General features: G+C 43.2%; 17 protein-coding genes. 7 read left to right on the top strand and 10 right to left on the bottom strand.

Translation table 11 applies throughout. The features are described from left to right. Positions 1-236: 236 nt before the first annotated feature. From H6F41_RS15230 to H6F41_RS15210, 5 genes are all read right to left on the bottom strand, one after another. Positions 237-644 (bottom strand): putative toxin-antitoxin system toxin component, PIN family, encoded by a 408-nt coding sequence (locus tag H6F41_RS15230; RefSeq protein WP_190404320.1) that lies wholly within the window; start codon positions 642-644, stop codon positions 237-239. Continuing rightward, the gene (locus tag H6F41_RS15225; RefSeq protein ID WP_190404319.1) at positions 634-855 is read right to left on the bottom strand and encodes a hypothetical protein; all 222 of its coding nucleotides are present in this window, start codon (positions 853-855) and stop codon (positions 634-636) included. The genes H6F41_RS15230 and H6F41_RS15225 overlap by 11 nt, the downstream gene beginning before the upstream one ends. 277 nt (positions 856-1,132) lie before the next feature. Beyond that, positions 1,133-2,269, bottom strand: a complete 1,137-nt coding sequence (locus H6F41_RS15220; protein WP_190404318.1) for a fascin domain-containing protein — start codon at positions 2,267-2,269, stop codon at positions 1,133-1,135. Positions 2,270-2,289: 20 nt separating this feature from the next. Continuing rightward, the gene (locus H6F41_RS15215) at positions 2,290-3,306 is read right to left on the bottom strand and encodes a hypothetical protein (RefSeq protein WP_190404317.1); all 1,017 of its coding nucleotides are present in this window, start codon (positions 3,304-3,306) and stop codon (positions 2,290-2,292) included. Positions 3,307-3,459: 153 nt separating this feature from the next. Further along, positions 3,460-3,714, bottom strand: coding sequence for a hypothetical protein (locus H6F41_RS15210; protein WP_190404316.1), 255 nt, complete (start codon positions 3,712-3,714; stop codon positions 3,460-3,462). A gap of 189 nt (positions 3,715-3,903) precedes the next feature. Between H6F41_RS15210 and H6F41_RS15205 the strand changes: the two genes are divergently transcribed. Together H6F41_RS15205 and H6F41_RS15200 are read left to right on the top strand one after the other, a co-directional pair. After that, positions 3,904-4,344, top strand: coding sequence for a SufE family protein (locus H6F41_RS15205; protein WP_190404315.1), 441 nt, complete (start codon positions 3,904-3,906; stop codon positions 4,342-4,344). A 323-nt stretch (positions 4,345-4,667) separates the two neighbouring features. Next, a complete protein-coding gene (locus H6F41_RS15200) occupies positions 4,668-6,062 on the top strand; it encodes a DEAD/DEAH box helicase (protein WP_190404314.1) in 1,395 nt (464 codons plus the stop codon). Positions 6,063-6,097: 35 nt separating this feature from the next. Here the strand turns inward: H6F41_RS15200 and H6F41_RS15195 are convergent, their stop codons facing one another. Beyond that, positions 6,098-6,601, bottom strand: coding sequence for a gamma carbonic anhydrase family protein (locus tag H6F41_RS15195; RefSeq protein ID WP_190404313.1), 504 nt, complete (start codon positions 6,599-6,601; stop codon positions 6,098-6,100). A gap of 85 nt (positions 6,602-6,686) precedes the next feature. Here H6F41_RS15195 and H6F41_RS15190 point away from each other — a divergent pair, with 85 nt between their 5' ends. Further along, the gene (locus H6F41_RS15190) at positions 6,687-8,489 is read left to right on the top strand and encodes an ABC transporter ATP-binding protein (protein WP_190404312.1); all 1,803 of its coding nucleotides are present in this window, start codon (positions 6,687-6,689) and stop codon (positions 8,487-8,489) included. Positions 8,490-8,570: 81 nt separating this feature from the next. Further along, complete coding sequence (locus tag H6F41_RS15185; protein ID WP_190404311.1) at positions 8,571-9,026, top strand: DUF29 domain-containing protein; 456 nt, start codon at positions 8,571-8,573, stop codon at positions 9,024-9,026. 21 nt (positions 9,027-9,047) lie between these two features. On the opposite strand, the gene gshA is transcribed toward H6F41_RS15185, so the two are convergent. From gshA to guaA, 3 genes are all read right to left on the bottom strand, one after another. Beyond that, entirely contained in the window at positions 9,048-10,193 is a 1,146-nt protein-coding gene (gshA, locus tag H6F41_RS15180; protein WP_190404310.1) for a glutamate--cysteine ligase, read from the bottom strand. Positions 10,194-10,310: 117 nt separating this feature from the next. Beyond that, a complete protein-coding gene (locus H6F41_RS15175) occupies positions 10,311-11,525 on the bottom strand; it encodes a DUF3095 domain-containing protein (RefSeq protein ID WP_190404309.1) in 1,215 nt (404 codons plus the stop codon). A gap of 128 nt (positions 11,526-11,653) precedes the next feature. Next, a complete protein-coding gene (guaA, locus tag H6F41_RS15170) occupies positions 11,654-13,204 on the bottom strand; it encodes a glutamine-hydrolyzing GMP synthase (protein WP_190404323.1) in 1,551 nt (516 codons plus the stop codon). 236 nt (positions 13,205-13,440) lie between these two features. Here guaA and H6F41_RS15165 point away from each other — a divergent pair, with 236 nt between their 5' ends. From H6F41_RS15165 to H6F41_RS15155, 3 genes are all read left to right on the top strand, one after another. Continuing rightward, positions 13,441-14,055, top strand: a complete 615-nt coding sequence (locus tag H6F41_RS15165) for a DUF2808 domain-containing protein (RefSeq protein WP_190404308.1) — start codon at positions 13,441-13,443, stop codon at positions 14,053-14,055. Between the two features lie 165 nt (positions 14,056-14,220). Further along, on the top strand, positions 14,221-14,685 hold the full coding sequence (locus H6F41_RS15160; protein WP_190404307.1) for a YbjN domain-containing protein: 465 nt from the start codon (positions 14,221-14,223) through the stop codon (positions 14,683-14,685). A gap of 72 nt (positions 14,686-14,757) precedes the next feature. Further along, complete coding sequence (locus H6F41_RS15155; protein ID WP_190404322.1) at positions 14,758-15,453, top strand: lipoate--protein ligase family protein; 696 nt, start codon at positions 14,758-14,760, stop codon at positions 15,451-15,453. Here the strand turns inward: H6F41_RS15155 and H6F41_RS15150 are convergent. Beyond that, positions 15,418-16,020 carry a pseudouridine synthase gene (locus H6F41_RS15150; RefSeq protein WP_190404306.1) on the bottom strand — a complete coding sequence of 201 codons (603 nt, stop codon included), beginning with the start codon at positions 16,018-16,020 and terminating at the stop codon, positions 15,418-15,420. The genes H6F41_RS15155 and H6F41_RS15150 overlap by 36 nt on opposite strands. Between the last annotated feature and the right edge of the window lie 32 nt (positions 16,021-16,052).

Genomic DNA, 16,052 nt, shown 5'->3' with positions numbered 1-16,052 from the left:
TGTGAAGAGGTTATTTGAGTTAGTCACTCATCTTCAAGTCTTTTGCTTTGAGAAGATTTTTAAGTATGGCTTTTTTCCACAACTCATTTAGGGTTGCTATAGACACCTTAATAATTTCTGAGAACTCCTACTGTGCTTCTTCAGTTTTCTAAATTATAGGACTTATCCTCGTTTTGCTCTATTACGATGATAGGTTGAGGTAATTATAAAAAGCTAAAGATGCGATCGCCTATTCACTACAAGCTCAAATAATCTGATACAGAAATAATTGCAATATCTTGAAACGGATTTAGCACAAGTAGATCTTGATCGCCTGTGATGATGTAATTAGCTTTGCCATTAACAGCTAGTTCTAAGAACTTGTCATCTTTGCGATCGCGACAAGCTATAATTTTTTCGTTGATTTCAATGATTTCTGCATCGGCAAAAAATCTAGCAACAAATTGGATACGTTCTTCGATTGAGAAATATTTCTCGAATTTCTTGCGGCTGAGAACCTCTTCTAATTCTAGAATAGTTACTGTAGATACTAAGATCTTGCCTGTGGAATAGGCAATGTTAAAGGCTTGTCTTGGCGCAGAACGAGGGAACATTAAAGCGCTGACAATGACATTGGTATCAAAGACAATCCGATCAGTCTTCATCAGCAAGTATTGACTCTAAAATTTCAGGGGTTAACCCATTCTTTTCAGCTTGATAGCCAATATCATCCATGATTTGCATGAGGGATATTTCTTTTAACTCTTGTTGCAACAAAATGTTAAATAGCATTTCTATTTTTTTACGGTTGGTAGAATTGATTCCCTGATATGCCTTCGCAACTTCAGCATCGACTTGAATTGTGATCGTTCCCATGTTAATAACCTCTCTAAATGATTACCTGTAAAATTTCTGGAGTTAATCCATTAGCCACAGCTTCATCACTCAGTCTATCCATTGTGTTTTGTAACTTACTGATTTTCAAGGCTTGTCTCATGCATTGATTGAGCCATGCTTAAATCTGTTGTTGTTGCTCTGGTTGTGAAGATTGAAATGATTTGGCAATGTCTTCATCTATTTGGATAGCGATCGTTTTCATAGTTTGGTTCTCGCAGAAGAATTATTTGTAAATTTAATTTTGGTAATCTTACTCTTAATTACTCGGTTGGATAAAAGTAAAAACTTCTGAACCATCATTTCTATATGAATCAATACATATACGTCCATCATCTCTGACTCTACAGTAAACTTGCTTTGTATTATGAGCTTGCAATGAAAACTGCTCCCCATATTCTATATTTTTGCCTGATTTTTTATAGTTTTCTAGCGATAACAGGGTAAATGTTTCATATTCCATTGGTTTATTCGCCCTAGCAACCAGTTTTCCGTGATTTGAAGACACAAATTTATTATTAGCAATTGAACGCAATGCAATCTTTTCTCCATAGCGTACTGGTCTATTTTTATTTTCTGAAAAAGGTTCTTCAGCATTAACGATTTCAAATTTTTCCCAATCATTAATACGATCTGCCCTTGCAGCAAGCTTGCCACGACGGTTTAACCAAGACATAATATATTTATCATTACAAGCTTTTAAGCTAATTTGGCTGCCATATTTAACATAGAGATGCTGTCTTTGCTGATAATCAAGATTTTTCTGAGCAGCATTACTAACTTCGGGGTATTTATCTTCTTTTAGAAGTGTCAGTATATTTCTGGGTGTAGATGGATTGTCTGCTACAGCTTCACGAATCCAAAATATATCTTTTGAAAGTTTTTCCAACATTGCAGGAGGAATATTTGGATCTTTGGCTATGAGTTCCCGAACGTTTGATCCCTCAATAGCAATTACACGTTTAAAATTGCGATCAAAGTAATTAGAATCAATCTCAAGAGGATTTTTGCCCAATTTTAATAGAACCTGATTAGTTGCTTTAACAGCATTATTTGTTTGAGACAGAGCTTCATAGCTAGGACTTTCATCAATACTTAACATGAGTCCGATAATTGCTTGCTGTAACTCAACGACTAAATGTAAAGTATCTTTCTCAACTTCAGCTATAGCAAGCTTGTTAAGTAAACGTTTATTTTCAGCCTTGCTTTTATCTGCTAAGTCATAATATTGCTTTTGGAGTTTAGAATATTTGTTACAAAGTTCGTTAGCAACCTTGCGATGACTTTTTGATTCTTGTCTATCTTTCTCTCCTGCTGCATGAGCGGCAAATGCTCCACCGACAGCACCAACAGCAACACCTATCGCCCCAATTATGAAGGGAATTATAAATATCATTCTCTCGACCTGATCTTAAGTTAACTGTTTGCAGATAAGTAACGTTGCTTAGAATTGGCAAGAAGCTTACTATCTTTGCTAGTCAGTCCCATGATTTCAGCGATCGCCATTGATTGCTGTAAACGCTCAAAAGCTCCTTCGATGCCAGACCTACGAGGGCGATTTACGATCTCTTCACTCAATGCACTTTGCTCATCTAGGAATCTAAGATTCTTTTTATGTTCATAGGTCATTTCATCTTCGACTTGCTGCAAGTAGCTCAATTGTTGCTCAGTCAAAGCATTGTAATAATCTCTAACCTCTTGTTTATGATCCTCAAGAATTTTGAAAAACTCATAAACCATACCTGCGCCGCCAGCAACTAATAAAACAGGAGAAACTGCTGTAAGCGCGATCGCAATTGGTGGAAATGCAGAAGCAACTGCGGTCACAGTAAAAGCGGTCACACCACCCACAGCACCACCTATCAAAGTTTCTTTGCCAGTCTCTATTGCTGCTTCTTGGCTAGTCATTTCACCACGCGAAACCCGCAAAGCATTTCTCAAAAATGAAAAAGGTAAAGTCGTAACCGCCCCAATCACTGCACCTTTTAAACCTGCCTCCATTCCCCTCTGCACAGCACCCGTCAAATTATCAACATTAGCCTTAGCATCTATAGCCTTCTGCTCCTTTGGAGTCATCGGCTTATCACCTCTTGTTCGGTTAGGAATACGATCTTCCCATTTCATATTATCTGGATGAGTTGATCCACCTTTACTGTGAGGATGAATATGACTAGCATCTTTGTTAGATAGATATTCCTTAGTTCTAGCCGCCGCCGATTGACCATCAACTCCAGCCCGTTGTGACGCAGGAATTTTATCAACCATCTGCTGTGCTTGGACATCAGTTCTGCCAGCACCTTGTCTGATACCACCCCTATAAATATGATTTACTTTTTCAGGGGTGAACTGTGCAACGTCCTCCAATGTGACATGGTGAACACGACTGTTAGCTGCTGCATTAAAACTAGAATTGCGATTAGAATCTTCAGACATTACCACCCACCCAGAAATTTCTAATTTTCATCATATTATGAATTTCTCAGATTTGAGTGTTAATTTATTCTTTATTACGATTAGATAAATGGTGCTTCTCAGAGCCAACAAAAAAAGCAATCAGTGCTGATGTATCAACTAGAACTTCTGCCATTACAGACTGCCATAAAGAACATCATCAATACTTTCAGCATAGTTAGTAACCACATCTAGATCGCTATGAATCGGCATATCCAGATTATTCTTCACTTGCAATGCACCGCACATTTGCCAAGTTTCGGTATGAACTAGAGGAACTTCCTGATGTATATATCTTTGAATTGCTTGCATGATAAATTCCTGCACAGAACAACCTGTTCGATTTGCCTGTAATGCAACTTCATCGGATACTTCAATAGTAACTTGCATCGCTTTTGAACATTAACTATAACTATAGACTAAACAGCTTGTAGGTTCTGATTTTAACTCGAAAAACTGCGATCGCAATGCTACGTCGTGATGATGGATATAGGCGATCGCAGCACAAGATGCCTTGCGATCCTTTAAACTGGAATAAATCTAAGATTTTCTATTTTTTTCAAAATATTTCCAAAGCTAATGCCAAGTCCGACCCATTTACCCGAAGCCGTTAGTCGCATTGTCCAGCGATTTCAAAGGCTTACCGATCCTAAACAACGCTACGAACAACTGATTTTGTATGGGAAGAAATTAGCCGAATTTCCTGAAGAATTGAAAACACCCGCCAACAAAGTACAGGGATGTGTATCACAGGTATTTGTGGTTGCCGAGCTAGATGAAAATGAGCATGTCGTCTTTTCAGGAGACTCGGATGCTTTGATTAGCAAAGGTTTTTTGGGTTTACTGTCGGTGTGCATGAGTGGACTGACTCAAAAAGAGATTGAGTTACTTACGCCTGATTTTATTAAAGACACTGGCTTAGTGGCTAGTCTTACGCCTTCAAGAGCCAACGGCTTTTATAACGTCTTCAAAAAAATGCAACAACAGGCAATTGATATCGAACTGCCAAGTGTGCGCTAGAGCGACCAAGGGTTGCTTACCCGTCTTCGGCGGGCAACAACCCTAGCCATAATCATTAACCTCTGCTAAAATCTAAACCTACAGTGTCTGCTCCCAGTCATTGATACTGTTGACACGTTACACAAGGTTTCTGTCTCTGAGCCGTCTTACACCAATTTCACGCATGGGTTCACCCATTGATGAAGCTTTAAAATCCCTCTGGGTAAGGTTTTAGATTCTTAGGAATTTTCAAAAATCCTGAGACTTGGTACGACTATAAATGGCATCGCTTATTAAATAGCCTCGCTAACAGCGACAGACTGAACTATAAAATTTGGAGTTCTATGTCTTCTTCTGCACTTAGCTTTACAGCGTTGGGCTTGTCTGATCAAATTGTCCGCGCTGTTACTGCTCGCGGATATACTCAGCCTACCCCGATTCAATCGCAGGCAATTCCTGTTGTTCTTTCTGGACGCGATCTTTTAGCTGGCGCTCAAACTGGTACTGGCAAAACCGCAGGATTTACGCTGCCAATTTTGCATCAATTGTCCAATAAAGTAGTTAAGCGATCGGCAACGGGTAAAATTCCGATCAGAGCGCTGATTCTCACACCAACCCGTGAACTAGCTGCTCAAGTCGAAGAAAGTGTGCGGATGTATGGTAGACATTTGCCGCTTACCTCAATGGTGATCTATGGTGGTGTGAATATTAATCCCCAAATCAATCGCCTTAGAGGTGGTGTCGAGATTTTGGTGGCAACCCCCGGTCGATTGCTGGATCATGTGCAGCAGGGCAGATTGGATCTTTCTCAGGTCGAAATTTTGGTGCTTGATGAAGCCGATCGCATGTTAGACATGGGCTTTATTCGTGATATTCGCCGTATTTTGGCTTTATTACCGAAGCAACGCCAAAACCTGTTGTTTTCAGCAACTTTCTCCAATGAGATTAAATCCTTTGCGAGTACATTGCTCAATCAGCCTGTGATGGTGGAAGTTGCTAGTCAAAATGCGACTGCGGATTTGGTGACGCAAAGAATTTTCCCTGTCGATCGCGATCGCAAACGGGATTTACTGACTCACCTGATCAAAACCAATAATTGGTATCAGGTATTGGTGTTTACACGCACCAAGCATGGAGCCGATCGCTTGGTCAAACAACTACATCAAGATGACATTGTGGCTATGGCGATTCATGGGAACAAGAGCCAAGCTGCTCGTACTCGCGCCCTTGGCAAGTTTAAAGATGGTAGCTTGCAAGTATTGGTGGCAACGGACATTGCCGCAAGGGGGTTAGATATTAGTGAGCTGCCCCATGTGGTTAACTATGAGTTGCCCAATGTTCCAGAGGACTATGTGCATCGCATCGGTCGCACAGGTCGAGCTGGTTCATCGGGTGAAGCAATTTCTTTGGTCTGTGTCGATGAGCGTAAGTTCCTGACGGATATTGAAAAACTGATTAAGCGATCGCTACCGAAGGAAACCATTGCTGGTTTTGAGCCTGATCCCCGCGTGCAGCCTGAACCAATCCAAGTGGGAAGACAACAAAAACATCAACCACGTCGCGGTAGAGATGGTGGTAGAGACAATGGCTCAGCGGTAAGTTCTTCAGCAAAACCAGCCCTATCCGCCAAGTCGGGTAATAAACCTCAAAAAGCTCAAGCGTCTAGAGGTACAGGTAAGCCGATCCTACAATCATCAAAATCCGAGCGTAGCGATTCTCACCACAATCGCAATCGCTAAATAAACAAAAAGGGTTGCAGCGCAACCCTTTTTGTTTATGTGATTTTGTGCAGAAGTGCTAGCTCATAATAATTTTCGGCATGTGCGATCGCAGTTTGTTGTTCCTGCTCAGAATTTTCCCGCAACACCTTGGCGGGGACACCTGCCACCACCACACCCGCAGGCACATCTTTAGTCACCACTGCCCCTGCACCGACCACACTGCCTGCACCAATTTTTACTCCTTCCAATAGGATTGCGCCCATCCCAATCAGGCAACCGCGCCCAATTTCCCGACAGTGAATCACGGCGCGGTGTCCAATCGTCACATAGTCGCCAATCACTAAGGGCTGGTCAGGGTCTCCATGCAAAACTGCCCCATCTTGAATATTTGTGCAGTAGCCAATCTCCATGTGGTTGACATCGGCTCTAATTACCGCTTTGTACCAAATATTTACCCGTTCGGCTAAATACACATCCCCAATCACCACGGCATCCTTAGCAATAAAAGCAGCGCGATCGCAATCTGGGGTTGCTAGTTGGGAATAAGGAAGATGCATATTATTGATTTGAAAACTGATTATGAAATAGAAGAGCGCTTGACCCTCTCCTATAATAGTGAATAATTTTGCTAGCTAATTACCTATGTCACAATCTCCTGCGCTTGCCCAAGATCTAGCCCAGCCTGAAAATTTATTACTCTCGGTGCGTAATTTACAGGTTGCCTTTCGTGGCGATGAAGGTATTGTCCATGCCGTCAAAAATATTTCCTTTGATCTGGCGCAAGGGCAAACCCTTGGCATTGTTGGCGAATCTGGCTCTGGTAAATCAGCGACGGCTTTGGCGATCATGGGTTTGTTAGGGGAGTCGGGCAAAATTACGAATGGTGAGGTGCTATTTCGACCTAGTGGTGAAGTTCCCCTTGATCTAGTCCGAGTATCACCGCAGAAGATGCTGAAATATCGTGGCGATCGCATGGCGATGATCTTTCAAGAACCAATGACCTCCCTCAATCCATTGTTTACCTGTGGCTATCAGGTAATTGAAGCGATTCGGCTGCATCAGCAGGTATCGCAACAGGAAGCCGAGATCCGCACGATCCAGCTATTTCAGGAAGTGCAATTACCTAATCCTGAGCAATTGATTGAACGCTATCCCCATGAGCTTTCGGGAGGACAGTTACAACGGGTGATGATTGCGATGGCGATTTCTTGCAATCCCCAATTGATTATTGCCGACGAGCCAACTACGGCGCTAGATGTGACGGTACAGGCGACAATTCTCCAATTGTTGAAGGAAATTCAGCGATCGCGACAAATGTCGATGATTTTTATTACCCATGATTTAGGGATTTTGGCAGAGATTGCCGATCAGGCTCTAGTCATGAATCAGGGTGAAGTCGTGGAATCTGGGGCTACCACCGCAATTTTTAGAACGCCTCAACACCCTTACACCAAGGGCTTAATTGCTTGTCGTCCGCAGCCCGATCGTCAGTTGCGCCTATTGCCAACGGTGAGTGATTTTATGGAAATGCAAAATGGACAATTGGTGGAAAAAGAACCGAGTGATCCGCGTTATTTGGAAGTTGTGCTGCCCGAAGAAACTGCTGCTCGTTTAAGCGAACTTCAAAAACAAGCACCAATTCTCTCTGTACAGAACCTGAGAATTGAGTTCCCAATTCGGAGCATCCTAGGATTCAAAAAACGCCATTTTGTGGCGGTCAATAACATCAGTTTTGATGTTTATCGTGGTGAAACCCTTGGACTTGTGGGCGAATCAGGATGTGGCAAAACTACCACAGGTAGGGCGATTCTTGGTTTAACCAATGGCGTAAGCGGTTCTGTTAAATTTGAAGGAACCGAAATATCGCAATTAAAGGGAGAAGCTTTACAGAAATTACGCTGTGATTTGCAAGTGGTATTCCAAGATCCTTACGGTTCACTCAATCCACGCATGAGTGTTGGTGATGCGATCGCAGAACCATTAATTGTCCATAGTCACCAAGAGCGCTTTCATCGCTATCGTAAAGCTGAAGCTCGCAAGGAAAGGGTTGCCTATTTACTAGAGCGAGTTGGCTTAACCAAAAGTGCGATGCGTCGCTATCCCCATGAATTTTCGGGTGGTCAAAGGCAGCGTATTTGTATTGCTAGAGCTTTAGCTCTCAATCCTAAATTAATCATTGCTGATGAACCTGTCTCGGCGCTTGATGTGTCGGTACAGGCGCAGGTTCTCAATCTTTTAAAAGAACTCCAAGCGGAATTTGGATTGACCTATATTTTCATTTCCCATGATCTCGGTGTGGTCAAATTTATGAGCGATCGGATTATGGTGATGAACAGGGGTGAAGTTGTGGAGTTAGGTACGGCGGAATCGATTTATACCAATCCTCAACAGCCCTATACCCAAAGGCTAATTAGTGCTATCCCTAAATCTTTAGTTTTACATTAGGAACTGATGTTACGTGGAAGTTTCCAAGACCCTCACCCCTAGCCCCTAGAAGAATTAAATATATCGACACTGGAGGTAGATATGACACAAACAAAAAATTCCCTGTCATTGTATGAACAAGATATTTTGCTGTGGGTTGAAGAGACTGTCGCTAAGCTCAAAGCCCATGATTTTGAGAATTTAGATTTAGAAAATTTAATTGAAGAGGTGGAGTCTTTGGGGATTTCTCAGAAAAAAGAGTTGATTAGTCGATTGATTACATTATTGGAACATTTGCTAAAGCGTCTATATGTTGATCTACCCTATGACTATAATGGCTGGGAACGTACAATCCGTAATCAGCGTAATGGTCTTCAGGTTTTGCTGAAACAAGTTCCAAGCCTGAAAACTCGGTGGCATGAAAGCTTTGCTGATGCTTGGGAGATTGCCCTCAAAACTGTACGGGAAGAATATCGGCAAGTGGATTTTCCTGATCAATGGCAATTTGATCAGGAAATAGAGACTATGCTCAATTATCGATTTTGGGAACAGGAATAGAGAATGTTGGAAATGATCGCATTAAATCAGTAATAGAGCTTCGGCTAGTTCCTTATCCATTTGCTCGGCACTGGCGATGGCATCGGTCATAATTTGACGCGGACTAAGCCCATTGTGATATGCCGAGAGCCAACGTTGAGCTTCATTACCCTGCTCCAGAATTTTTTGTAATGGTGACAGGAAGCACCATACGCCATTGTCCTTTGCTCGCGATCGCAATTCTTCGTAGAGATTGCTAATCCATGCCCTTGCAGTGATCTGTTCACCTGTTTGCCAATGGGTCAACATCGCATCAAGGCTACTGGTGGCCGCCGCTATTTCATTTTGATCGGCAAGTTCAGCAAGTTCATCAGGGGTGAATTTACTAGCATGAGGGGCAAGAGGATCAAGAGCTGAGCCAATTCCTGCTTCTAGAAATTGATTTAAGCGCATTTCTAAAAGTGCAGTAATTGCTAGTAACGCCACAGGATCAATGACTAAATCAGAAATTCGCAATTCTAAACGGTTAAGATTGTAGGGACGATTATCACCATTGGGGCGTACCGATGACCATAGATGGCGCACATTTTGCATCGTTCCCAATTGTAACTGCTGCTCTGTCCATTCCACAAAATGATGATGATCACGGAATAAGGGAACTAGCTTTGGTGTTTTGGGAAACATCTGCCAACGGGAAGAATGGAAGCCTGTAACTTTGCCATCTAGAAATGGTGAGGCAGCACTGAGGGCTAGGTAAAGTGGCGCTTCGAGGCGAATGAGGCGGCAAGCGGCAATGAGTGACTCTAAATCGGGAATACCAACATTGATATGAATGCTTGCAGTCACAACATCCGTACCATAGGTTTGTTCGATGTAGGTATGGTATGGATTTTGTGGATCAGAACGATAGAAATGATCAACTCCCCCCAAGGCTAATGTACTCCCTGGCATGAGTGTGTAATCGCCTAGCGATCGCAAATAGCTGCGTAGTTTTTGGCGAGGCTCCACCAATGCCATTAGCAATGGCTCATACTTATGAAAGGGTGGAGTGATGTACTCAACATTACGGCTATCGGGTTCGCGGACAAATCCATGCAGATTCGCCACAATGCGATCGGAAAAGCCCACTACATCCCCCGTCGGTGTAGAGGTATAGATTTCCACTTCAAAGCCTTTGGATAAAAGCACGGGAGGTTTCCTTTTGCTATAGTCATTATTACTAGCGTACCTTGCAATGACCGCTTAGAATACCCACCAAAGTGATGGTATTGAGCATTGTAAATCGGGGTGAAGCTCAACTAAATTTTAATTTTTTATCCGTTCTTTCATTTCCTTTGCTGCCAAGGCATAGCCGCCATCAGCTCCATCTACAAAATGAACTTGACGACCATTGCGCTCAAAAACTAAGCAAGTCATCAAGACACGATCGGAAACATGACAGCCGTAGACTAGGCGACCTTCCCGAAATTGATTTTCTAGGTAATTAGTTAATTTCTGGCGTTGTTTGGTTGTACCTGAAATTACCATTTTCAGTGAATCGTCAAACTTCTTAAAGTCCGTTGCCTCTGCCACAATTTGCTTGTAGTCACCCCAATTAAAGCCCGCCAGTTTGATATTAAATTGCATCAAAACTAGCCCGAGTAAGTTAATCAAGCGGAGCTTCCATAGATGCAAGAATCTTTGTATCCATTTCTGAGAATTCACAAAGACGCGCATCTCGGTGGATAGGTTTTTCTTCCGAAACGAAAGATGTAAGTTTTCCTTGGCGACAGGATGACATTCTGTACCTTTGCCATAGATACGATCAATCTGTTCGATCACGGCGCGGTAGGTGATGTTTGTTTGACTTTGGCTGGGTGCAGTGACAAGGACAATTAAACTCAAAATCTCTTCGTGACGGGTGGGAATATCTTGCCAGCGACATTCTAGCCCTGAGAAATCTGCGATCGCATTTTTGCCTTGAAAATTAGGACTGTATAACTCTGTGGTGGCTTGATTTTTGATTAATTCTGTGGCGTAGGCAATGCCGCCACCTCTGATGATCGACTGAACATAGTTGTCAGAGATTCTTAGTTTAGCGATTCTAATTTCATGACTGGTGATGATAGCGGTCATAGGAACGATGCCAACCCGTAAAATCAAATTAAATTCATCGATGGCTAATTTTTGGACAGCGCTTAGTGCCTGTTCAGCATCAATGACAAATCGCGAAGGGATTAATATAGAAGCGCCATCGCCACCAAAGACAAATGGAATATCAAGATTGCCCACTAAATTTAACAGGACAATAATAGAGCAAGCACCTAAAATATTCACATCTTTGTATCGTCCCGTGGCGATCGCATTGGTGGACTCGACAACATCAGTAATAATCACTGTCCAATCATGGGGGACTGTATAAAAGTTTTGGGGATGGGTAATCTCCACCAGATCTTGCATAACAGGTAGATCGGCATAGAAATTTTCAGAATTTGAGTTTTCGGAAGTGGAGTCTTTGCTCGCAATGTCTTGAATCCCCATCTCTATCATCCTCAATACAATATATGAAACCCTAAAACCTGTGGCACACGCTGTGCGTGCGCCACAGGTTTTAGCTTAGTGGTTTAATTATGCCTAGCTATTTAATTGTTAACTTGAATGGATGGGTTTTATTCCCATTCAATCGTGCCAGGGGGCTTGGATGTAATATCCAACACCACGCGATTGACACCTTCCACTTCATTGACGATCCGATTAGAAATAGTTTCTAAAAGGTCATAGGGAACCCTTGCCCAATCTGCGGTCATACCATCTTCGCTAGTGACTAAACGCAAAACTACAGGATGGGAATAGGTGCGTTTATCTCCCATTACGCCAACGCTGCGAACGGTGGGTAATAGAACGGCAAAAGCTTGCCAGAGATTGTTGTACTGACCTGCTCGGTTGATTTCTTGACGAACAATCAAGTCGGCATCTCTCAGTGTATTTAGGCGCTCACTGGTAATGTCACCAATAATCCGAATCGCTAACCCAGGTCCGGGGAAAGGTTGCCGTTTGACGATTTCTTCTGGCAGACCGAGGGCAGTACCCAACTTGCGGACTTCATCTTTAAAGAGCTTCCGCAATGGTTCAACGAGCGTAAATCTAAGATCTTCAGGCAAACCACCGACATTGTGATGACTCTTAATTTTGACGGCTACTCGCTTGCCAGTGACAGGATCAGCATTGGTATCAGCTGACTCAATGACATCGGGGTAAAGTGTCCCTTGAGCAAGGAAGTCAAAGGGGCCAAGGCGTTTCGATTCTTCTTCAAAAACTTGAATAAACTCTTTACCAATGATCTTGCGCTTTTGTTCAGGATCAGTGACTCCCGCCACTTTTTCTAGGAATCTTTCGCGAGCATTGACATACTCGACATGGATATGAAACTGTTCTTCAAAAAGCTTGACTAGACGCTCTGGCTCTAGCTTTCGCATAAAGCCTTGATCGATGAACATGCAGGTAAGTTGATCGCCAATCGCTCGATGCAATAGAAAGGCAAGGGTGGAAGAATCTACACCACCAGAGAGGGCGAGTAATACTTTTTTGCCACCAACTTGAGCGCGAATTTCACGAATGGAATTCTCAATGAAGGCATCGGTTGTCCAACTTGGTTCACATTTACAGATGTGATAGACAAAGTTGCGAATCATTGCCATACCACCGATGGAATGCACCACTTCAGGATGGAACTGCACCCCATAGAGATTACGCTGATGATCGGCGATCGCAGCACAGGGAGTATTTGCAGTATGAGCAAGAATTTCAAAGCCTTGAGGTAAATCAATTACCGAGTCCCCATGACTCATCCACATCGTTGTCCCTGTCTCGACATTGGTGAGCAGGTCAGTGGGATCATCAATTAATAGTTCTGCTTTGCCATACTCTCCCCGCTCAGCTTGCTCGACGGTTCCACCGAGCTGCTTTGCCATCAATTGCATTCCATAACAAACGCCCAAAATAGGAATGCCCAAGTTAAATATTTCAGGGTCGCATTGAGGTGCGCCTTCGTCGTAGACCGAGTTTGGTCCACCAGAGAGAATGATGCCCTTGGGATTGAGCTTCCGCAGGTCTTGAGCTGAGATATGATAGGTTAGAACTTCAGAATAAACTTGTGTCTCACGAATACGGCGAGCAATTAGCTCGGAATATTGAGAACCAAAATCAAGGATAGCGATCATGGAACGACTGATTATATTGTCTGTGGTACTGTCAGAGTCTGAGTTGGTCGAAGGGCTGGATGAAAGCGCACTTTCAAGATTTAGTGCGACAGTCGATGATGTTGGTGGGGAAGAAACCACAGTAGATACCTCTATCTTAATGAGATAGCATTTAATGAGATCGTAAGGCTTTCGATAAGCCTGTCGCTGCGAAAAAAGTAGCTATTCGTACAATGCTAGCAAAACAGTACGTCTTTATGAAGAAAAAAATCTCTAAAAAAGTTATAACTGCGATCGCAATGTTGTCGATCTCCACTTTGCCAATTTTTTCAGTTAATAGTGATATTTTTACTTCTTTCAAGGCTTTAGAGCCCACCGCAGAGGCAGTGCAGCTACGCGATGGCAAAACCTACTTTCTCCATTTGCCCATACTCATCGGTGCAGAAACGACGGTCAATCGCATTTATGCAAGTAGTGCTGTCTATTACTTTGCGATCGCATTACCGCCAGATCTGGATGAACCGCTCCAAAAATTAGAAATATTACAAAAAGAAGGTTTTGAAGAAGTACGGTTTCGAGATAACCAAGTGGTTTCTTATATCGAGAAGCCCACAGGGGAACGGATCGAAGTGGCAAGCACAATTGCGGTGATTCCCAGTCCTGATCGCTCAACCCTAGCTGTCACCTTTGATCCCCCGATCCCTGCCGTAAATCAGCCTGACAGTAAATTAGTAATCGGCGTGCGTCCTGTGCGAAATCCTCGCTATGAAGGTGTATATCTATTTGGTGTGACTGCATTTCCCCAAGGTACACAGCCTAGCTCCCAATTTCTGGGCTATGGCAGATTAAGTTTTTACGATTGGTATTACTAGGCTCATCGAGTCGCGCTACTCGATTCTAGTTTGACGACCGCGATCGCAAAATTGCTAATAATTGTTGAGCATTCTCCACGCAAGTAGGCATCCCACAGGTCAAGTTATCCAAAATGCTTGACCTTTGCTATACACTATTGGCAGATAGTAACTAGATATTTAACTATGACCTTCGCAACAGAATCGCCAATAACTGCTGTAGAAGCAGAGTCTAGTTTTGCACCTCCTGCTGACCACATTGTGCAAACCATCCAAACTGTCATCGCCAGTATGGATGCTGATAATTCAGCGCTCGAAAATCAAACCGAGGATACGTGGAAATTTAAATATGGCACTGTAGAAGTAGTTGTCAATATTACGGGAACTTCACCTAGTGACACTTTTACCGTCTTTTCGATTGTCTTGAGTGCGCCATTTAAAGACGAAGAAAAATTAAACCGTTGGCTACTGGAGAAGAATGCCACCGATACCTTTGAAGCTAGATATGCGATCCAGAATGATCAAGTCTTAGTATTATCTTCCCGCGCAGTGGAAGATCTTTCCCCTGCTGAAATTTCTCGTATCATTACCATCGTGGCGGCGATTGCTGATGACAATGATGAGTTTTTAGAAGCTAATTTTAAAGCTTAAAACTTTAGAATTAAACCTATAATTTCCCAGAGAGCAGCTAAATACTCTCTCTGGGGACAAACCTTGATCACAATGCAAAATCATTGGCAGATTATTCCCTATGCTGAAGCATCGGGTCAGCTCCAGATGGAGATGGATAATTCTCTACTGGAGCGCCATAGTCAAGATGCTCATTCACCATCATTTTTAAGATTTTATCGCTGGAATCCCGCCGCAATTTCCCTCGGCTTTCATCAAAAGCAATATCCCGATCATTGGAATGCGATCGCAGAAAGTCACAATTTAGAGATCGTGCGTCGTCCCAGTGGTGGCAGAGCCGTATTGCATAAAGGCGATCTCACCTATGCGGTGGTAACCCATGTCAATGCTAACGGCAAACTGCGATCGCATCGACAGGTATATGAACATGTTTGCGAATTTTTAATTCAAGGTTTTGCCGCTTTGGGGATAGAGCTTAGTTATGGCAATGCTGGACGTGGCTATATTCACAATCCCAGTTGCTTTTCGACGGCAACCAATGCCGATCTGGTGATTGCCGATGGTCGGAAACTGATTGGTAGCGCCCAAGTCTATCGCCATAATTCAGTTTTGCAGCATGGCTCAATTGCGATCGCACCCGATCATCAGTTACTAACCGCCATATTTCAAACTGAAGTGCCAGTTGTGGGCTACCAAGAGTTGGCTTCTGGCGATGATGATGAGTTAGACGTAATTAAGAAACTAATCGCCGCCCTATCGCAGGCGGCGCAACATTACCTTCAGCCTTAATTGCTGGAGTTCATACTCAGTTAACCTGCGCCACTGCCCCACATCCAAACCTGTCAAATCTAGTCCTGCCATCGCCACCCGCACCAATCGCAAAGTGGGAAACCCCACCGCCGCCGTCATTTTGCGAACTTGGCGATTTTTGCCCTCAGTTAAGGTTAGCTCGATCCATGCCGTCGGTACATTGACCCGAAACCGAATTGGCGGATCGCGTGGTGGCAAGTCTGGCTCTTGATTCAATAAATTTGCGATCGCAGGTTTAGTCTGATAGCCCTGAATTGTTACCCCATCGCGCAATTGCTGTAAAGCCTGCTCTGTGGGGATACGCTCTACCTGCGCCCAATAGGTGCGGGAATGTTCAAACTGCGGCTCAATTAAACGATGCTTGAGCTGTCCATCATTGGTTAATAGCAACAAACCTTCACTATCAAAGTCCAATCTCCCCACCGAATACACCTCAGGAAGATCAATGTATTCCTTTAACGTTAGACGCGGTGATGGACTGTCATCGGTAAACTGACAAAGCACGCCATAGGGTTTATAAAAACGAATATATTGGCGATCACCCATGGGTTTCTAGAAATACAAAAGTCTTTGTATTT

Origin of the sequence: Pseudanabaena mucicola FACHB-723 (assembly GCF_014696385.1) — a bacterium.
Lineage (GTDB): Bacteria > Cyanobacteriota > Cyanobacteriia > Pseudanabaenales > Pseudanabaenaceae > Pseudanabaena.
The sequence above is the reverse complement of the archived record's forward strand: the minus strand, read 5'-3'. Positions and strand labels throughout refer to the sequence as shown.